The following is a 22,390-nucleotide window of genomic DNA, read 5'->3' on the forward strand; positions in this document are numbered from 1 at the left end:
CTGCTACCTCGCAGCTGAGTACTTTTATTACCCTGAAAAGTGATGGCCACGCCAGACGAGGAAGCAGCTTTTAATGGTTCATAGCTGTCAGTGGGTCATGGTTGCAGATAGAGATCCCGATTGAGGGGCATTGCTCTTGTCATGACCGTGAACTTTCTGATCATCGCCCTTTTGCCATCTGTAAAAGGCTCCAAGAGTGTAGAAGTAAGGAATACTTTCTGCATGGGAGAACGACCATTTAGGCATATTTTTCCTGAAGTATTTCTCCCAGCCATTCTCGAATAGCTTCATGGTGCGATCACGGCGTTCACGGAACTGCAGATAATTTTCCTGTCGAGTCCAGCCAGGCATCATGTCACTTGTTTTCACACGGTTTGCATATTCTTCATCGGTTTCACTGAAGCGTTGAGGCGAAGCAATAGCCGTACGTTGCACATAGTTATCCTGCGTTTCGCCCACGGCTATCCAGCGATTAATCTTGTCAAGACTGCGACCCAGAGGTCCACCCAGCCATTGAGTGAGCATCTTGTTGTCGTTCATAAAGAAGTCGAAAGTGAGACTCGATGCCAGCGCGAACCCGAAGGTTTGAGCGTAGGTAAACCCGGATATCAGACCGTGGGCGTATGCTCCGACAGTGGCTACCGGGCCCAGCACGAGGCCGGCGGTGGCCGAGGCCAGCGTTTTCACTTTTTGTGGTGTCGCCCGGTGCAGCAGCGGTACCTGAACCCCTTGTCCGGAACCCATGGATTTCACTAGTTCGGGCACCAGACGGGAAATGCTGCGATACATTTGAGGGTTGGCGTTGTGCTGCCTGGCAAAGAGCATGGCGCCGGTTCTCAGCAGAATGACTGAAGAAGCGGCCTTGCCCAATGGCATGGCCAGTCCGCCCAGTTCAGAAACTTTTTCAATTCCGCGGTGGTAGGCATATTGCCCGGTTCGGTCCGGATCAACACCGAGGCGTTCCAGCCAGTGCTGGAAAGGTATGAGCATCCGGTGCAGGTAATCACCCCGGTGGGTCAGATCCAGAAGATAGAGCAATGACATGTTCAAGAGAGACTGCTCGACAGCCTGCAGTGTGGTATGGGTTGCCAGTAGCGGTTTGTAGCCGGAGAAGTACCAGGTGACAGCCTGTACCAGAAAGGCGGAAGGTTTGCCCCAGTAATTATTGAGCTGATATTCAACCGCTACGGCATGAGCCTGCATCAAGGTGCCATGGATAGCCTCGATCAGTTCTGTTTCAGAGAGTCCGACAGCATTGGCATAGGGTGTCAGGGTGTCCTGAACATTGGCCAGAAAGGCCGCCGTCCTGCGGCCATTATCAAAGGCAATATCGTCAAGAACATAGTTGGCGATGACCGCTGCTGCATACTCTTTCATGCCGGCAATCGACTCTTTCATAGCTGCCGGGCCATTTGCACTCAGGGCCACTGGCATAAAAGCACTCTGCATGAATTTCTCAGCACTCTTGTCGGACAACATCCGGACAATGGCTTTGAAGTGAGGCACATTGACACCGTGTTTGTAGCCAAGGAAATGTTCAAATTCATCCACTGTCTGATAACCGTCGACACCTCTGACGGCCTTTATGTAGTTCCCAAGTTCAACCCTGCTGATCAGACCTTCACGCAGAAGAGCTATGATCTTGTTGCCACTGGCAGAATGGCTGGCAAAGTATTCGTGCAAACCTTTCAGATCTCCTGATTCATGCACGACGAAGTGAATGGCTCTTTTGCCCATGCCGCGTATTTCATCGTCGTATTGTTGAGCCCCGGTTTTCATCTCATGCCTGGCCCTGTCTGCCAGAGCCTGGACTTGTTCAATGACACTCTGGGGCTGATCTTCTACAGGCTCGAAAGGGGAGGGCGGGAAGCTCGTCTTCAGGTTTTTGAAGACTTCCACAATCCGACTGGCCTGGTTAAACGTCAGATCGTCTCCGACCAGTGTCTGCAGGCGAATCGGTGCAAATTCATCGTCAAAATCGAAAGTCGTCAGGCAGAGTATTGTCTTACCGCTGTTGGCGGCTGATTCTGCCAGACCCAGTGCGGCATCCAGAGCCTGTTGCTTGAGAGAGTGCTGCTGTGTGAAGGTCTCCATAGCGGCCAGAATATTGACCTGTTCCGGCGAGAACTGGAAGGGGCCGCCGTCATTTTCGACAGCTTTCTCCGCAGCTTTCAGGTCTTCCTTCATCCTCTCAAAGTCTGCTTCCCTGATTTCAATCTCCCTTTCCAGACGAACCCGCTCCTGAGTCAGTTGCTGGATTTTACCGCCGGTACCATCATGCCCACCCAATTGTACCTGTATTTTTCTCAGGGCATTAATCCGTTGTTCATGGGTGTCAGAAGAGTCTGGTTTGAGACCCACGGCTGCTTCGATGGCTTCAAGAATGGCTTTATCAGGATCTGCCAGAGTGTCCTCTGCCTCTGATACAGATTCATTCTGTTCCGTTACTGAACCTGACGTGGCTATTTCATTGTTCTGGGCGGTTTTAGCCTTCTCGTCGATGTGCCCTGAACGGGTAATCTCTTCTTTTTTAAGGTCCGGATTATCTTGCGTACTGATCTCTCCAATCAGTGCATGGTTCATTTTCCTGGTTTTTCTGTCGTGTTTACGCAAGAGTTCTGTGATCTGAATGTATTTTTTCCGGGTTAAAAGCAGTTCGCCCAAAGCTTCGTTGGCTTCTTTCTGACCATAGGAACCTGCATAGAGTGCAATGGCAATAGAGTGACCCGCTTCTGCCACTAAACCGAGGTCACCTGTTATCCGGATATTCAGATTTTCTTTGAACCCCGGTTCCTTAACGACTTTCTCCCGTTTTTCTGCACTGTATTCCCGCAGGAAATGTTGGATGTCCTCAAAACGCTCTCTGGGGGATTGTTCGTCACCGGCAGTCAGACCCCACTCGATCTGAACTTTTTTCATTGCCTGAGTGAGAGCATCGGTTCCTTCACCCGGGATATGTTGAAGGTCAGCACGTTCCCCCGCATATAACACGTGTTTGCCACGAAGATTGTTCAGCTTGCGATAAAGACCTGCCAGTTCACTTCCAGCTTCTTCCAGTAGTCGTCTGGCTCTGGCTACCTCACGATCAAGAACGTATCGGGGTTCAGGTCTCAGGCGAGCCATTTGCCTGTCAAGCTCATCCTCAGCTTGTTGCTTAAGCTGAAGTACTATGAACTTTTGCTTTTCACTGGTAGTGGCTTTCTCCAATGTGAGCTTCAAGTGGTTGTTAACCCGGATGAGTTTGCCTTCTCTTGCCATCAGCTCTGCCTGCTCGCTTTCGCTCTCGATCAGCCGTCTGGCCATGTCGCTCAGAACTTTGAAAGCAAGCAGGTCGTCGTTGCAAGAAGCATTGAGCTGTGATTCGTCGACAACGGGTATAAGACTCATAATACCCTGAACAAAATTCTGCTTATTCAGGAGGTCTCTCAGTACGGGTTTGAAGCTGAAGTATTGTGTCAGTTGAACCTGCAGCCAGGTTGGCGTGATAACAGACGAAGCGGCCCTGATGTGTTCCAGTGTGAATTCAAATTTTTTTTCCGGAGCTGTCTGGTCTGGAATGAAATTGGCCAATGCCTGCTGGAGATATTCGTAGAATGCAAGCGCATGTGTCGCCAGTTTATCTTCTTTTGCAGGCGTCGTCGGTTTATCTTCGCTAATTTCAGCGCCGTAGCGTGTAACAAACTCTTCCAGTATTGCCATTTGCCTGCTTCGAATGACGTGCAGGTAGTTGTTGACCTGATATTTATTAACTTGTGTTGTTACTGCAGGGGCAGGGTCACCACCCTCAGCTTCTTTCCAGAGGTTATGGAGGTTTTCTACAAAAGCGATATCATCCGGCTTCAGCTCCTGACCACGGAAAACAATTACCTCCCCCGGAGCTTCTGCTACTTCCAGCTTTGGATAACCTGAAGGCACAGGGTAATTCTGTGTGTCACCCTCGACGTGTACAACATAGCTGACAGGTTTGCTGACTGCCAGGAGTTCATTAAGAGCCTGCTGTTGTATATCCTCTCCCAGAACATGAACCTGCATATAGGCAGAGGTGGCGGCTGCCAGGAGAGCATCGTCATTGACAAAGAGTGATTGACCCAGACGATGCAGTTCAGGGGGCTGATCGCCCGAAGCGATAAGACGCGTGAAGGTGCGCCCATGCACTTCAACTTTTTCTACTTCAACGGTGGCAAGGGCGACATAGTGATCGCCTGGGCCGAGATTTCCCGCTCTTTCCTGTACAGTTAGCAACACATCAGCCAGTCCCGCGGGGCTGGCGATTTTTGTTAACGGTTCTAATGGGGGACTGTCCCGAAGTGAACAATGAAATCGAGCACGAACAGCCTCAACGGAATCCTGATCGGTCAATCCGGCTCTGACTTCAATGACCAGTTCTGTTTCTTCAAGGTTATGGGTGAACCTGAAGACTCCCTCATCACCTAACTTCAGGACTTTGGTGTATTTCTGGGCAACATCATTCTCGCCTGTTTCAAACAGATCAATACTGAAAGCGTCGCTATTAGTAACAGAAAGGAATTGTGTAAAGCTTAAAATAGGAGGGTCGTAAATCTCCCGATATGTAGCATGTTTAGGGTAAGTGGTTGTGGAGGACTTAGGTATTGGCTGCCCGTCAAGACCTAAAGTTGACCGAACGATGACTTCACTATGGGTATACTCCTTGTGTCCATTGACCAGAATATTGATAGATTTTGTCTGCAGCCTGCGCTCGGCCACTGCCTGCGCGCCAGTGATCAAAGAGCTGATTGCAATCAACACTGCAAGGCTTAGTGCATTGGGGCGAGTATTTATCATTCTACTACCTCAGAGGCAGGTACTTTTTTTACCCTGAAAAATGATGGCCATGCCAGATGGGTAAGCGGCTTTTAATGGCTCATGGCTGTCAGTGGCTTATGGTTGCAGATAGAGATCCTGATTGAGGGGCATTGCTCAGATCATTACCGTGAACTTTCTGATCATCGCCCTGTCGCAACTCATAGAGGGCACCCAGAGTGTAGGAGTAAGGAATACTTTCTGCGTGGGAAAATGACCATTTAGGCACATTCTCCCTGAAGTATCTCTCCCAGCCATTCTCAAACAGTTTCATGGTGCGATCCCGGCGTTCGCGGAACTGCAGGTAATTTTCGTGTTGCGTCCAGCCATACCGGGTGTTATTTGCTTTGACATGGCTTGCATAGGCTTCATCGGTTTCATCGAAGCGTTGGGGCCTGGCAACAGTTGTACGTTTCACGTATTTATCTGTCGTTTCCCCCACACCAATCCAGCGATTAATCCTGTCAAGACTTCGGCCCAGAGGTCCACCCAGCCATTGAGTGAGCATCTTGTTGTCGTTCATAAAAAAGTCGAAAGTGAGACTCGACGCCAGAGCGAATCCGAAGGTTTGGGCATAGGTAAATCCGGATAAAAGACCATGGGTATATGCTCCGGCAGTGGCTATCGGTCCCAGCACCAGACCGGCGGTAGCAGAGGCCAGAGTTTTCACTTTTTGTGGTGTCACCCTGTGCAGCAGCGGTACCTGAACCCCTTGTCCGGAACCCATGGATTTCACTATTTCTGGCACCAGACGGGAAATGCTGCGATACATTTGAGGGCTGGCGCTGTATTGTCTGGCAAACAGCGTGGAGCCGGTTCTCAGCAGAATGACTGAAGAAGCGGCCTTGCCCAATGGCATGGCCAGTCCGCCCAGTTCAGAAACTTTTTCAATTCCGCGGTGGTAGGCATATTGCCCGGTTCGCTCAGGATCAACACCGAAGTGTTCCAGCCAGTGCTGGAAAGGTATGAGCATCCGGTGCAGGTAATCACCCCGGTGGGTCAGATCCAGAAGATAGAGCAATGACATGTTCAAGAGAGACTGCTCGGCGGCCTGCAGTGTGGTGTGGGTCACCAGCAGAGGTTTGTAGCTGGAGTAGTACCAGGTGACAGCCTGTACCAGAAAGGCCGAAGGCGTGACCCAGTAGTCATTGAGCTGATTCTCAACCACTGCGGCATGAGCCTGCATCAATGTGCCATGGATAGCCTTGATCAGTTCTGATTCAGAGAGTCCGGCCGCATTGGCATAAGGTGTCAGGGTATCCTGAACATTGGCCAGAAACGCTGCCGTTCTGCGGCCATTGTCAAAGGCAATATCGTCAAGAACATAGTTGGCGATGACCGCTGCTGCGTACTCCTTCATGTCGGCAACCGACTCTTTCATAGCTGCCGGGCCAGTTGCAGTCACGGTCACAGGAGTAAAGACACTCTGCATGAATTCCTCAGCACCCTTGTCGGACAGCATCTGGACGGCACTCTTGAAGTGAGGCACATTGACACCCTGTTTGTAGCCAAGAAAGTGCTCAAATTCATCCACTGTCGGATAGCCGTCGACACCTCTGACGGCCTTCATGTAGTTCCCAAGCTCAGCCTTGCTGATCAGTCCTTCACGCAGCAAAGCGATGATCTTGTTGCCAGTGGCAGAATGGCTGGCGAAGTATTCCGGGAAGCTTTTCAGAACGCCTGGCAGATGCTCGACGTAGTGAATGCCTGCCAAGCCCATGCTGCGAATTCTGTCGTCGTATTCTTTTGCCCCTCTTCCTATCCCGTGCCTGGCCGCATAAGTTAGCCGCTTGACTATATACGTGACACTCAGAGGCAGATGATTTACCGGAGGCTCGAAAGGAGGTTCAGGAAAGGTCGTTTTCAGGTTTTTGAAAACTTCCACAATCCAACTGGCCTGTTCAAACGTCAGCTTGTCCCCGGCCATTGCTCGCAAGCCAATGGGGGCAAATTCGTCATCAAAATCGATAGTAGTAAAGTAGGGTATTTCCTTACCGTTTTCTAATGCTAATTCTGCCAGGCCATTTGCGGCTTGCAGAGCGAGTTGTTTGAGAGGGTGCTGTTGCGCGAATGTGTGAAGATCGTTGAGAATTTCTGCCTGTATCGGCGTGTACTGGAAGGGACCGCCATCATCTTCGACGGCTTTTTCGGCAGCCCTCAGGACTTTTTTCATTTTCTTTATGTCTGCTTTAGTGCCTTCATCCTGAGCTTCAGGACTGACCGGTTCCTTAGCCTCCAACAGTTCACTTTCAGCTTCTTTTATATTTCGCCTGGCTATGGCTACCTCACGGTCAAGAGCGTATCGGGGCTTAGGTTCAGGGAGGAGAGCCATGTGCCTGTCAAGCTCATTTTCAATAGCTGCGATACGCTCATTAACGGTAGAACGGCCCGCCTTGAAAACTTCTTCATCCAGCTGCAGGAGTTTCGCTTCAATCAAACTGTTCTGGTCGTGGATAGTGGCATCTTTTTTGTATTCCTTAATATCGAGCTGACAGGCCATTTCATTGTTTCTGGCTCTTTTGACACTTTCATCCTCATAGACTTGGTTGACTTCATCAATTAATCCCCAAATTTTGTCGATCAGGGCATCCTTCTGTTCAATCAGGATGGCATCTTCTTCAAATACCACATCCAGATCAGTGGCCAGTCTGGCAGTGAAGGCCTTGCCCCTTTCTTTGGCAGCAACGTTTTCACGACGGAAGATATTCAGCTCATGCTCTATAGCTCCAAGCAGTTTTTTCTGTTGTTCATTGCTATGCATATCCAGATACGAATCTTCAACTTTATAGGTAAGACTCGCACCGAGCTTCCTGAGTTTGAGAGCCCTCTCGTCCAGCACTGCGCTGTCTTGTTTCCAGAGGGTTTGATCTATCAGATCCAGAGTCTTTTCTGAGGGATCATCGCCCTCAAGTATGCTATGAACCAGTGCAACTCTTGCTGCTCTGCCATGCACTTTATTCAATGTGAGGGTCAGTATCGATTCTACAGCTTCCAGCAGCTGGATCTGTTGTTCTGTGGCTAGCTTATTTGGAGCCGGGGCTTCGATTTTATAATGAAGATGTGCAAGGACTCTTCTGAGTTTGAGATCCCTATCGTTACGAGCTTTGCCATTGTATGTCCAAAGGCTAATGTCTATATCATTCAGTATGTCATCTGAGTGATTTTCGGTGTCAAGTTTCCTGAAAACTCTGATGAATCTTGCTATTTTGTCATCGTCTTTGTTGACGTTGAGGTTGAGTGTTTGTTCTGCGAATTCCAGTAGCTCCAGGGCTTCTTTCTCTGCCTGATGTCTGGCTTTTCTGATAAGTCTGTCCATGTCTTCAGAAATACAAATGCGACGGAGATAAACATCGAACTCTTTTTTATTACAGGGGAAAGCTATCTCCATCTCCAGAGCTTTTTCTACGTCACCCACTGTCTCCAGGACCAGGGCTTCACGCATAGCTTTGGGATGGCCTGTTCCTGCTTCCGCAGTCGCTCTGTCGATTTCATGAATTTTCTGTCTAATGAGTCTGAATTGTTCTTCTGTTGGCTGGTTATCAACCCGGTTATCAATACCAAGATCTTCTGCCAGTTGAGCGTTGTAAGCTTTTCTGGCTTTTTCTCCGGCATCAAGAACTTCTTGCTCCAGCTCTGAAATTCGTGCAAGTTCCCGCTGAAGTTTCTGTGACTGGTCTTGCAGTGTTTTCGTCATTGTACGCATCTGTGCAATCTCATCCTCAAACCGTTGCTTGAGTTGAAGGCTATCGGTAAAAGCTTTCTCGGCTGTGAGCTTTAACTGGTCTCTAACCTCAATGAGTTTGCCTTCTGTTGCCAGATGCTTTTCCAGCAGGAGTTCCCTTTCAACCAGCTGTCCGGCCATGTCGCTCAGAATTTTGGCCATAAACGGGTTATCGCGAAACATTTTGGTCAGTGGTTCAGGGAGACTGGGTACAAGATTCAGCATACCCTGAACATAAAGATGTTTAGTCAGAAAATGTCTCAGTACGGGTTTGAAGCTGAAGTGTTTTGCCAGCTGAATCTGCTGCCAGGTTGGCGAGATGGCGTACGAAGCGACTCTGATGTGCTCCAGTGTGAGTTCAAATGTATCGCTTCCATACTTTTCTTCAGGAGTAGCACTGGTCAATACCTGCATCAGACATTCGTAGTATGAAAGCGCAAGCATCTCCCGTCTATCTTTGTCTGCCAGTACCATTGATGGGTATTTGCTGGTGCCAGACCAGTGCCTCACAATAAGCCCCTCCAGCACTGTCATCTGTTTGCTTCGAAGGACGTACTGGTAGCTTTTGACTTTATGTTTCATAACCTTTGTTGCCGCTGCTGCTGCCGCTTCCGGGGTGGGCTTATTAAGCTCAGCTTCTTTCCAGAGGTTATGGAGGCTTTCTACAAAAACGACATCTTGCGGATCCTGCATCTGACCATGAAAAACAATAACCTCTCCGGGAGTTTCTTTAACTTCCAGCCTTGAATAACCCGGAGGCACATGAAAAATCTGTTTGTCATCCTCGACGTGTACAACAAACCCGACGGGTTTGCTGAGTGCCAACAGTTCATTAAGTGCCTGCTGTTGTAACGCCTCTCCCAGAACATGAACCTGGATATAGGCAGAGGTGGCTGCTGCCAGGAGAACATCATCATTAACAAAGACTGTTTGACCCAGGCGTTGCAAGTCAGGGGGCTGGTCGCCTGCAGCGATAAGACGCATGAAGGTACGTCCTTCCACTGCAACTTTTTCTACTTTAACGGTGGCAAGAGGAACATAGTGATCACTTTCGCCGAGCTGTCCTTTCAGGATATCGACAATGTTCAGCAATTCAGCCAGTTCTCTGGAGCTGGCGATTTTCGTCAGCGGTTCTAATGACAGACTGCAAGATGATTGACTGCGAACCACCTCAATGGAATCCTGATCGGTCATTCTGCCTCTGACTTCAATGACCAGTTCCTGTTGTTTAAGGTTATGGGTGAACCTGAAGAGCGCCTCATCACCCACTTTCAGGACTTTGGTGTATTTTCGGGCAACGCCATTCTTGCCTGTTTCAAACAGATCAACAATGGAAACGTCAGCATTGGCATCAGCAAGAGCTTCCGAAAAGCCTACAGAATTAAAGTGATGGCTCAACCTGTCACGAGGCTGAGCAGGGTAGGTGGTCGTGAAGGATTTGGGTATGGGTTGCTGATCATTCCCTAATGTTGGCTGGACTTTGACCTCACTCAGGGTAATCTCCACATGTCCATTACCCGGAATATCGGCAGCTTTTATCTGCAACTTGCGATCGGCCAGTGCCTGAGCACCAATAAGGATAGAGCTGATTGCAACAGCTACTGCGAGGCTTAATGCATTGGGGCGGGCATTTGTCATTCTATTGCCTCAGAGCTGGGTAGAGAGCCTGATTAAGGGTTTTTCTCTTATCGTGACCCTGAACTTTTCGATTATCGCTCTTTTGTTATTTGTAGAAGGCACCCAGAGTGTAGGAGTAAGGAATGCTTTTTGCGTGGGAAAATGACCATTTCGGCACATTTTCCCTGAAGTATTTCTCCCAGCTATTCCCGGATATCTTCATGGTGCGATCCCGGCGTTCACGGAATTGCAGATAATTTTCGTGTCGCGTCCAGCCATAAATCATGTCACTTGTTTTAAAACGGTTTGCATACACTTCATCGTTTTCATAAAAGCGCTGAGGCTTGGCAATAGCGGTACGTTTTATATATTCATCTGTCGTTTCACCCACGCCTCGCCAGCGATTCATCCTGTCAAGACTGCGACCCAGAGGTCCACCCAGCCATTGAGTGAGCATCTTGTTGTCGTTCATAAAGAAGTCGAAAGCGAGACTCGATGCTAGAGCGAACCCGAAGGTTTGGGCATAAGTAAACCCGGATAAAAGACCATGGGTATATGCTCCGGCAGTGGCTATCGGACCCAGCAGCAAACCGGCTGTGGCAGAAGCCAGAGTTTTCACTTTTTGTGGTGTCGCCCGGTGCAGCAGTGGTACCTGAACCCCTTGTCCGGAACCCATGGATTTCACTAGTTCGGGCAAAAGACGGGAAATACTGCGATACATCTTCGGGTTGGCGTTGTACTGTCTGGCAAACAGCATGGAGCCGGTTTTCAGAAGAATGACGGAGGAAGCGGCTTTACCTAATGGCATGTTCAGACCGCCCACTTCAGACACTTTTTCAATTCCGCGGTGGTAGGCATATTGCCCGGTTCGGTCAGGATCAACACCGAAGCGTTCCAGCCAGTGCTGGAAAGGTATGAGCATCCGGTGCAGGTAATCACCCCGGTTGGTCAGATCCAGAAGATAGAGGAACGACATATTGGCAAGGGACAGCGCCTTGGCCTGCCCGACGGTATGGGTTGTCAGTAGCGGTTTGTAGCTGGAGAAGTACCAGGTGACAGCCTGTACCAGAAAGGCGGAAGGTTTGCCCCAGTAGTCATTGAGCTGATACTCAACCGCTGCGGCATGAGCCTGCATCAAGGTGCCATGGATAGCCTTGATCAGTTCTGTTTCAGAGAGTTCGACAGCATTGGCATAGGGTGTCAGGGTATCCTGAACATTGGCCAGAAACGCTGCCGTCCTGCGGCCATTGTCAAAGGCAATATCGTCAAGAACATAGTTGGCGATGACCGCTGCTGCATACTCCTTCATGCCAGCAACCGACTCTTTCATGCCTGCCGGGCCATTTGCAGTCAGGTCCACAGGCATAAAAGCACTCTCTATGAATTTCTTGGCACCCTTGTGGGACAGCAGCTGGACAACCTTCCTGAACTCAGGCAACTTGACGTTGTGTTCGTAGCCAAGAAAGTGCTCAAATTCATCCACTGTCTGATAACCTTCGACACCTTTGACGGCCTTTATGTAGTTCTTAAGTTCAACCTTGCTGATCAGACCTTCACGCAGCAGACTTATGATCTTGTTGCCGCTGGCAGAATGGGTAGCGAAGTATTCCGTAAAGCTTTTCAGGCCCCCTGATTGATGCTCAACGAAGTGGAGTGCTGTTTTGCCCATGTTGTGAATTTCGTCGTCGTATTCCAGAGCCCCTTTTTTTATCGAATACCTGGCCCTGTGCAAAAGCCTGAAGATTTCATTCAGGTCACTCCCGGGCAGATCCTCAATAGGCTCTATAGGAGATCCCGGGAAGGTCGTCTTCAGGCTCTTGAAAACTTCCACAATCCCACTGGCCTGTCTAAACGTCAATTTGTCTCCGACCAGTGCCCGCAGGTGAATCGGTGCAAATTCATCATCAAAATCAAAAGTCGGAAGGTAGGGTATGGTCTTACCGCTTTCTACTGCTAATTCTGCCAGACCCAATGTCACTTCCAGAGCTTGTTTTTTGATAGAGTGTTGCTCTACGAAGGCGTCAATAGCGGTCCAAACTTTTACCTGTTTCGGTAAATACTGGAAAGGACCCCCGTCATTTTTGACGGCCCGCTCAGCCGCCTTCAGGACTTCCTTCAGTCTCTCAATATCTGCTTTCCTGATTTCAATTTCATCTTCCAGATGGGCCTGTTCCTGAACCAGATGCCGGATCTTGCCGTCAGTACCATCACCCCCATCCGTGACTTGAGTGTATTTTTTCCTGGTTAAAAGCGGTTCACCCCCGACTTCATGGGATTCGTCCCGACCATGGGCATTTGTGTCATCTTCATTGCTACAAAGCTTATTCAGTCTGCGATGAAAACCTGCCAGCTCACTTTCAGCTTCTGCTATTAACCACCTGGCTGTGGCTGCATCACGATCAAGCATGTACCGTGGTTTAGGTCCCAGGCGAGCGATTTGCCTGTCAAGCTCATCATCAATGGCTGCGATACGCTCATTAACGTCTGGCAGACCCACTTTGAGAACTTCTTCGTCCAGCTGTTGGAGTTTTGCTGCAATCAGACAGTCCTGGTCGTCGATTCTGGCATCATCTTCATAATCTTTAATGTTGAGTTGATGAGCAATTTTATTGTTACAGGTTCTCCTGGCACCCTTATCTTCATAGAGTTCGCCTACTCTATCTCGTAATTCCTGAATTCTGTCTCTCAGAACATATTGCCGGACAGACAGGTTGGCATCGTCTTCAAACTCTACCTCCAGATCACTGGCCAGTTTAGCTGTGAAACTTTTGCCTCTCTCTATAGCATGAGGGTTTTCATTAGGGTCGATATCCAGCTCGTCCTCCAGAACGATAAGACGACTTGCTTGTTGTTCTCTGGCTCGCTGATCCGATTCTTTGATTATATAGTTGAGATGATCACGAATCGCCATGCGTTTGATATCTATTTCCAAAGGGTTTCCCTCCAGATCCTCCCAGTCTGGTCTGTCTTCCCACCAGAGCGTCTCGTGCATCCCATCCAGCTCGTCATTTGAGATATCACCGGCATCAAGTCTTGTAAGAATCCTCTCCAGTCTTGCTGTTTTGTAATCATCTCTATTGACTTTGATGTTGAGTAATCTTTCCATTTGGAACAGTGCCGTCAGGGCCTCTTCCTCTGACCGCTTTCTGGCTTCTCTGATGTCTTGACGTATGTTTTTAGAAATGAACTGACGAAGGACATACACACTTTCACTTTGTTTGAAGTATCTACCCCCCGTCTGGGCTATTAATACCCCACGAATTGTCTTCAGTACCACGGGCATCAGTTTGGGATGGCCCGGTGTTTTGATGTCTTTCAGTTCAATTTTCAGCTTTGAAAGCTCGAAGAGCTTGTCATTTACCTTTGATTCCATACTGGCGCGGTCTTCCAGACGGGGGTCTTTGGCCGGATCAATACCAAGAACCACTGCCAGAGTGTCTTGTCTGAGTTTGGTGTAAAAATCTTCTATATCGAGCTGATGACGCATTGCCTTAAGTTGTTGACGCAGAGCTTCTTCCCGGGCTTTCATTGTCTTAAATGTTTGCAGCAGGTGTTCCTGTTGAGCGTCAACATTGGTATTGCTATCAAAATCCTGAATGTTTAAATGCATGGCAATGGTTGCATAACGAGCTTTTATTTCAGCATCTGTTCTGGAGTCCTCATGCTCAAGAAGTTGTTGAGCGACCCAGGCTTGCTGTTGTTTGAGGTGTTGCTGAATGACCTGTCGACGGACTTCCGGATTCTTTCTGTTATCTGAGACCAGACCGAGCATACTTTCAAAGTGAGTCAGTGAGTTCTGGATGACCACATTGTTGAGTTCTACTTTTTGTTGCAGCTGTTGTTGAATGGACTGATAGCAGGTATCCAGATCATCTGCATGGTTCAGAGTAATGCCTAACCTGCTTTCAAAGGGCGCCAGTCTTGCTTTTACAGCTTCTTGCCATGACTGTGTTGTTGTAGCATCTTTTTCGTCAGGAGATCTTTTGATTTCAAGAATTTTTTCCCTGATGATTCTTTCTTGTTCTTCCAGTGGCTGGGTATCGTCCCGGTTATCAGTACCAAACTCTGCTCCCAGTTGGGTGTTAATATGTACTCTTGCTGCTGCCACAGAATCGCGAAGGTGTTTATCAATCGTTGGAAGTAGATTGACCATGTGCCGAAGTTTCTGTAAGCAGTTTTTCTTTGCTTCCAGCTTTTGTTGATATTGACGCTGAAAATAGGGCTGTTGACCCACCTTGGCCAAACTCAGCCAAAGGTGCATTTGAATCATTTCTTGACGGGCTTTCAGGTCATCTTTTTTGTTTGCAGGCAGACCGAGCTGACATTCGATTATCGTCAGTTTATCCCGGAATACCTCATCGGCCTGGTCTGCCTGTTGTTGCAGATGCTGAAGAATGAACTCAGAGCGGCCACCCAGATCGTTTTCATTGTCTGAAACAATACCGAACTGGCCTTCAATCACTGCCAGTGTATTTTTTACAGCCTGCTCCGGAGTCACCTCTGTTCCGGTAAATATTGCGGCCACCGATCGGTTCATTTCATCAATTTTCTTTCCGAGGAGTCTGGCTTGTTCTTCCAGTGACCAGGTATCATCCCAGTCATTCATACCAAGTACTGCCGCCGCATGGGCGTTGCGAGCTTTTGTTGTAGCATCAATAACTTGTTTTACGGCGGGTTCGGCCTCTCTTGCCCTTGGTTTTTCCAGCGTACTTACCATCTCAAGCATCTGTCCGGCAATGTCATCCATGACTTTGGAAGAAAACTTTGTGCCTTCGCCAACATCAGAAGCCTTAACCGCGTTGAAGAGTAAAAAATTTTGAACAAAATTATGGTGGGTCAGAAGATTTTTAAGTACAGGTTTGAAGTTGAAGTTTTTTATGAGTTGAAACTGCACCCAGATTGGTTTGATGACTGATGAAGCGTCTCTGATATACCTTGTCGTGAACTCAAATTCATCGGTTCCATCTGGAGTGGCACTGGCTAATGCCTGCTGAAGAGATTCATAGTAGGCAAGCTTCGACAGTTTATCTTCGTTCAGCTCAGCATCATTATGTGCAGCCAGCTCAGCAGCAAACTCCTCCAGCAACGCCATTTGCCTGCTTCTAATAACGTACTGGTAGCTTTTAACCTTGTCTTTTTTAACCTGTGTACTCTGGTCTTTAAATTTATTCCAGAGATCATAGTGGCTTTCCACAAAGGCAATATCGGTGGGATTCTGTTTCTGACCACGGAAAACAATCATTTCCCCCGAAACCTGATCCACTTCCAGCTTTGGATAACCCGCAGGCAGAGGATAAACCTGTGTCTCATCCTCGACGTGAACAACATAGCCGACGGGTTTATGACAGGACAACAGCTCGTTCAGAGCTTCCTGCTGCAAATCATCTGCCAGAACATGAACCTGGGTATAGGCTGAGGTGGCTGCCGCCAGAAGCACTTCATCATTGATAAAGAGCGATTGCTCAAGACGCTGCAACCTGGGAGGCTCATCGCCAGCGGCGACAAGACGCATGAAGGTGCGCCCATTCACTTCAACTTCGTTTACTGCAACGGTGGCCAGGGCGACATAGTCATCAACTTCACCAAGGTTTCCTGCTCTTTCATTGGCAACCTTCAACACTCCGGCCAGTTGTTTGGGACTGGCGATTTTTGTTAACGGATCTAATGGCTGGATGTCACCAGATTGATTTCGAATAGCCTCAATGGAATCCTGATCGGTCATTCCGTCTCTGACTTCAATGACCAGTTTTTTTTCTGCAAGGTTATGAATGAACCTGAAGATCCCTTCATTACCGACTTTCAGGACTTTGGTGTACTTACGGGCAATGTCATTGTCGTCGGTTTCAAACAGATCAATACTGGAAACGCCACCCTCGATGCCAGAAAGAATGTCTGTAAAGCCTTCAGTAGGAAGGTCATAGTCCGCTCTGACTTGAGTACGATCAGGGTAAGTGGTTGTAAAAGATTTCGGTATTGGCTGCTGGTTATCATCTAAGGTTGGCTGAACCCTGACCTCACCCCAGGTAAACTCCACACGTTTATTACCCTGAATATCGAAAGACTTTGTCTGTAGCCTGCGATCCGCCAGAGCCTGAGTAGCAATGATGGAGGAGCTGATTGCAATGACCACAGCAAGGCTTAATGCATTGGGGCGAGCATTTGTCATTCGACTACCCAGCCATAGAGGGCACCCAGAGTGTAGGAGTAAGGAATACTTTCTGCATGGGAGAACGACCACTCAGGCACATTTTCCCTGAAGTATTTCTCCCAGCCATTCTCAAACAGTTTCATGGTGCGATCCCGGCGTTCGCGGAAATGCAGGTAATTTTCGTGTCGCGTCCAGCCATAGAGGGTGTTATTTGCTTTAACATGGTTTGCATAGGCTGCATCGGTTTCATCGAAGCATTGGGGCCTGGCAATCGTTGTACGTTTCACATAGTTATCTGTCGTTTCCCCCACGCCTGCCCAGCGATTAATCTTGTCAAGACTGCGCCCCAGAGGTCCACCCAGCCATTGAGTGAGCATCTTGTTGTCGTTCATAAAAAAGTCGAAAGCGAGACTCGACGCCAGCGCGAATCCGAAGCTTTGGGCATAAGTGAATCCGGATATAAGGCCGTGGGCGTATGCTCCGACCGTGGCTACCGGACCCAGCACCAGAGCGGCTGTGGCCGAGGCGAGGGTTTTCACATTTTGTGGTGTCGCCCGGTGCAGCAGCGGTACCTGAACCCCTTGTCCGGAACCCATGGATTTCACTAGTTCGGGCACCAGACGGGAAATGCTGCGATACATTTGAGGGTTGGCGTTGTGCTGCCTGGCAAAGAGCATGGCGCCGGTTCTCAGCAGAATGACTGAAGAAGCGGCCTTGCCCAATGGCATGGCCAGTCCGCCCAGTTCAGAAACTTTTTCAATTCCGCGGTGGTAGGCATATTGCCCGGTTCGGTCAAGATCAACACCGAAGCGTTCCAGCCAGTTCTGGAAAGGTATGAGCATCCGGTGCAGGTAATCCCCCCGGTTGGCCAGATCCAGAAGATAGAGGAATGACATGTTCAAGAGAGACTGCTCGGCGGCCTGCAGTGTGGTATGGGTTGCCAGTAGAGGTTTATAGCTGGAGAAGTACCAGGTGACAGCCTGTACCAGAAAGGCGGAAGGTTTGCCCCAGTAGTCATTGAGCTGATACTCAACCGCTGCGGCATGAGCCTGCATCAAGGTGCCATGGATAGCCTTAATCAGTTCTGTTTCAGAGAGTCCGACAGCATTGGCATAAGGTGTCAGGGTATCCTGAACATTGGCCAGAAACGCTGCCGTTCTGCGGCCATTGTCAAAGGCAATATCGTCAAGAACGTAGTTGGCGATGACCGCTGCCGCATACTCTTTTATGCCGGCAATCGACTTTTTCATAGCTGCCGGGCCAGAGGCGGTTTTGGGCACAGGAGTAAAGACACTCTGTATGAATTCCCTGGCATCCTTGTCGGATAGCAGCTGGATAACCTTCCTGAACTCAGGCAACTTGACGCCGTGTTCGTAGCCAAGAAAGTGCTCAAATTCATCCACTGTCTGATAACCTTCGACACCTCTGACAGACTTTATGTAGTTCTTAAGTTCAACCTTGCTGATCAGACCTTCATGCAGCAAACTTATGATCTTGTTACCACTGGCAGAATGGGGAGCGAAGTATTCCGGGAAGCTTTTCAGGTCCTCTGATTGATGTTGAATGAAGTGAAGGGCTGTTTTGCTCATGCTGCGGATTTCGTCGTCGTATTCCTGAGCCCCTTTTTTCATCCCATGCCTGGCCTTGTGCACAAGCCTGAAGATTTTTTTCAGATCATTCTCGAGCAGAGCTTCAACAGGCTCTGTAGAGGATTCCGGGAAGGTCGTCTTCAGGCTCTTGAAAACTTCCACAATCCGACTGGCCTGTTTAAGCGTCAGTTGGTCTCCGACCATTGCCTGCAAGTGATTCGGTGCAAATTCATCGTCAAAATCGAAAATCGGAAGGTAGGATATTGTCTTACCGCTTTCTGCTGCTAATTCTGCCAGACCCATCGCCGTTTCAAGAGCTTGTTTTCTGAGAGAGTTTTGCTGTACGAAGGCGTGCATAGCGGTCCGAACTTTTACCTGTTTCGGTAAATACTGGAAGGGACTCCCGTCATGTTTGATGGCCCGCTCAGCCGCCTTCAGGACTTCCTTCAGTCTCTCAATGTCTGCTTTCTTGATTTCAATTTCATCTTCCAGATGGGCCTGTTCCTGAACCAGATGCCGGATCTTGTCGTCAGTACCATCACCCCCACCCGTGACCTGAGTATATTTTTTCCTGGTTAAGAGCAGTTCACCCTCGACTTCATGGGATTCGTCCCGACCATGGGCATTTGTGTAATCTTCATTGCTACGAAGCCTGTTCAGCCTGCGATGAGTACCTGCCAGCTCAATTTCAGCTTTTGCAATTAACCACTTGGCTATGGCTACATCACGATCAAGCCTGTACCGTGGTTTAGGCCCCAGACGAGCGATTTGCCTCTCAAGCTCATCATCAATGGCTGCGATACGCTCATTAACGTCAGGCTGACCCGCTTTCAAAACTTCTTTATCCAGCTGTTGGAGTTTTGCTGCAATCAGACGGTTCTGGTCGTCGATCCTGGCATCATCTTTATAATCTTTAATGTTGAGTTGGTGAGCAATTTTATTGTTACGGATTCTCCTGGCACTCTCATCTTCATAGAGTTCGCTTACTCTATCCCGTAATTCCTGAATTCTGTCTCTTAGAACATATTGCCGGACAGACAGGTTGGCATCGTCTTTAAACTCTACCTCCAGATCACTGGCCAGTTTAGCTGTGAAACTTTTGCCTCTCTCTATAGCATGAGGGTTTTCATGAGGGGAGATATCCAGCTCGTTCTCCAGAACGATAAGACGACTTGCTTGTTGTTCTCTGGCTCGCTGATCCGATTCTTTGATTATATAGTTGAGACGATCACGAATCGTCATGCGTTTGATATCCATTTCCAAAGGGTTCCCTTCCAGATCCTCCCAGTCTGGCCTGTCTTCACCAGAGAGCGTCTCGTGCATCCCATCCAGCTCGTCTTTTGAGATATCACCGGCATCAAGCTTTGCAAGAATCCTTTCGAGTCTTGCTGTTTTATAATCACCTTCATTGATCTCGATGTTGAGTAATCTTTCCACACGGTCCAGCATGGAATGGGCCTTTTCTTCTGACCGCTTTCTGGCCTCTCTGATGTCCTGATCTATGCCTACAGAAATGAACTGACGAAGGACATACACACTCTGCTTTTGTCTGAAGTATCTACCCCCTTCCAGAGCTATTAATACCCTACGAATTTTCTCCAGTACCTCGGGCATCAGTTTGGGATGGCCGGGTGTTTTGATGTCTTCCAGTTCAATTTTCAGCTTTGAAAGTTCGGAGAGCTTGTCAATTACCTTTGATTCCATATTGGCGGGGTCTTCCAGACAGGTGTCTTTGGCCGGATCAATACCAAGAACCACTGCCAGAGCCTCTTTTCTGACTTTTTTGTAAAAATTCTCTATATCGAGCTGATAACGCATTGCCTTAAGTTGTTGACGCAGACCTTCTTCCCGGGCTTTCATTGTCTTAAATGTTTGCAGCAGGTGTTCCTGTTGAGCATCAACATTGGTATTGCTATCAAAATCCTGAATGTTTAAATGCACGGCAATGGTTGCATAACGAGCTTTTATTTCAGTATCTGTTCTGGAGTCCTCATGCTGAAGAAGTTGTTCAGCGACCCAGGCTTGCTGTCGTTTGAGGTGTTGCTGAATAGCCTGTCGACGGACTTCCGGATTCTTTCTGTTATCTGAGACCAGACCGAGCATACTTTCAAAGTGAGTCAGTGAGTTCTGGATGACCACATTGTTGAGTTCTACCTTTTGTTGCAGCTGTTGTTGAATGGACTGATAGCAGGTATCCAGATCATCTTCATGGTTCAGAGTAATACCTGACCTGCTGTCAATGGGCGCCAGTCTTGCTTCTACAGCTTCTTGCCATGGCTGTGTTGTTGTAGCATCTTTTTCGTCAAGAGATCTTTTGGTTTCAAGAATTTTCTTCCCGATGATTCTTTCTAGCTGGGTATCGTCCCAGTTATCATTACCAGGCTCTGCTCCCAGTTGGGTGTTAATATGTACTCTTGCTAATGCCACAGAATCACGAAGGTGTTTGTCAATCGTTGGAAGTAGATTGACCATGTGCCGAAGTTTCTGTAAGCAGTTTTTCTTTGCTTCCAGCTTTTGTTGATATTGACGCTGAAAATAGGGCTGTTGACCCACCTTGGCCAAACTCAGCCAAAGGTGCATTTGAATCATCTCTTGACGGGCTTTCAGGTCATCTTTTTTGTTTGCAGGCAGACCGAGCTGACCTTCGATTATCGTCAGTTTATCCCGGAATACCTCATCGGCCTGGTCTGCCTGTTGTTGCAGATGCTTTAGAATGAACTCAGAGCGGCCACCCAGATCGTTTTCATTGTCTGAAACAATGTCGAACTGGCCTTCAATCACTGCCAGTGTATTTTTTACAGCCTGCTCCGGAGTCACCTCTGTTCCGGTAAATATTGCGGCCACCGATCGGTTTATTTCATCAATTTTCTTTCTGAGGAGTCTGGCTTGTTCTTCCAGTGACCAGGTATCATCCCAGTCATTCATACCAAGTACTGCCGCCACATGAGCGTTGCGAGCTTTTGTTGTAGCATCAATAACTTGTTTTACGGCGGGTTCGGCCTCTCTTGCCCGAAGTTTCTCCAGCGTACTTACCATCTCAAGCATCTGTCCGGCAATGTCATCCATGACTCTGGAGGAAAACTTTGTGCCTTCGCCAACATCAGAAGCCTTAACCGCGTTGTTGAGTAAAAAATTCTGAATATTCTGAACAAAATTATGGTGGGTCAGAAGATTTTTAAGCACAGGTTTGAAGTTGAAGTTTTTTATGAGTTGAAACTGCACCCAGATTGGTTTGATGACTGATGAAGCGTCTCTGATATGCCTCGTCGTGAACTCAAATTCATCGGTTCCATCTGGAGTGGCGCTGGCTAATGCCTGCTGAAGAGATTCATAGTAGGCAAGCCTGGACAGTAGATCTTCGTTCGGCTCAGCATCATTTTGTGCAGCCAGCTCAGCAGCAAACTCCTCCAGCAGCTCCATTTGCCTGCTTCTAATAACGTACTGGTAGCTTTTAACCTTGTCTTTTTTAACCTGTGTACTCTGGTCTTTAAATTTATTCCAGAGATCATAGTGGCTTTCCACAAAGGCAATATCGGTGGGATTCTGTTTCTGACCACGGAAAACAATCATTTCCCCCGAAACCTGATCCACTTCCAGCTTTGGATAACCCGCAGGCAGAGGATAAACCTGTGTCTCATCCTCGACGTGAACAACATAGCCGACGGGTTTATGACAGGACAACAGCTCATTCAGAGCTTCCTGCTGCAAATCGTTTCCCAGAACATGAACCTGCGTGTAGGCAGAGGTGGCTGCCGCCAGAAGCGCTTCATCATTGATAAAGAGCGATTGACCAAGACGCTGCAACTCGGGAGGCTCATCGCCAGCAGCGACAAGACGCATGAAGGTGCGCCCATTCACTTCAACTTCGTCTACTTCAATGGTGGCAAGGGCGACATAGTCATCAACTTTACCAAGCTTTCCTGCTCTTTCATTGGCACCCTTCAGTAATCCGGCCAGTTGTTCGGGACTGGCGATCATTGTTAACGGATCTAATGGCTGGATGTCACCAGATTGATTTCGAATAGCTTCAATGGAATCCTGGTCGGTCATTCCGTCTCTGACCTCAATGACCAGTTTTTTTTCTGCAAGGTTATGGGTGAACCTGAAGATCCCTTCATTACCGACTTTCAGGACTTTGGTGTACTTACGGGCAATGTCATTGTCGTCGGTTTCAAACAGATCAATACTGGAAACGCCACCCTCGATGTCGGAAAGAATGTCTGTAAAACCTTCAGAAGGAACGTCATAGTCCGCTCTGACTTGAGTACGATCAGGGTAAGTGGTTGTAAAAGATTTCGGTATTGGCTGCTGGCCATCATCTAAGGTTGGCTGAACCCTGACCTCACCCCAGGTAAACTCCACACGTTTATTGCCCTGAATATCGAAAGACTTTGTCTGTAGCCTGCGATCCGCGAGAGCCTGAGTAGCAATGATGGAGGAGCTGATTGCAACGACCACAGCAAGGCTTAATGCATTGGGGCGAGCATTTTTCAT

Annotated in this window: 4 protein-coding genes; all 4 read right to left on the reverse strand. The window is 48.4% G+C overall.

Annotated elements, in window-relative coordinates; all coding sequences use genetic code 11:
- Window positions 1-87 precede the first annotated feature (87 nt).
- The 4 genes from P6910_RS08135 to P6910_RS08150 all read right to left on the reverse strand — a co-directional run bounded on the left by P6910_RS08135 (window position 88) and on the right by P6910_RS08150 (window position 22,390).
- The gene (locus tag P6910_RS08135) at window positions 88-4,803 is read right to left on the reverse strand and encodes a hypothetical protein (protein WP_317145770.1); all 4,716 of its coding nucleotides are present in this window, start codon (window positions 4,801-4,803) and stop codon (window positions 88-90) included.
- 88 nt (window positions 4,804-4,891) lie between these two features.
- Entirely contained in the window at window positions 4,892-10,180 is a 5,289-nt protein-coding gene (locus tag P6910_RS08140) for a hypothetical protein (RefSeq protein WP_317145771.1), read from the reverse strand.
- Between the two features lie 85 nt (window positions 10,181-10,265).
- Window positions 10,266-16,325, reverse strand: a complete 6,060-nt coding sequence (locus tag P6910_RS08145; RefSeq protein ID WP_317145772.1) for a hypothetical protein — start codon at window positions 16,323-16,325, stop codon at window positions 10,266-10,268.
- On the reverse strand, window positions 16,322-22,390 hold the full coding sequence (locus P6910_RS08150; protein ID WP_317145773.1) for a hypothetical protein: 6,069 nt from the start codon (window positions 22,388-22,390) through the stop codon (window positions 16,322-16,324). Before P6910_RS08150 ends, P6910_RS08145 begins: the two co-directional genes overlap by 4 nt.

This window comes from Endozoicomonas sp. 8E (assembly GCF_032883915.1).
Taxonomy (GTDB): Bacteria; Pseudomonadota; Gammaproteobacteria; order Pseudomonadales; family Endozoicomonadaceae; genus Endozoicomonas_A.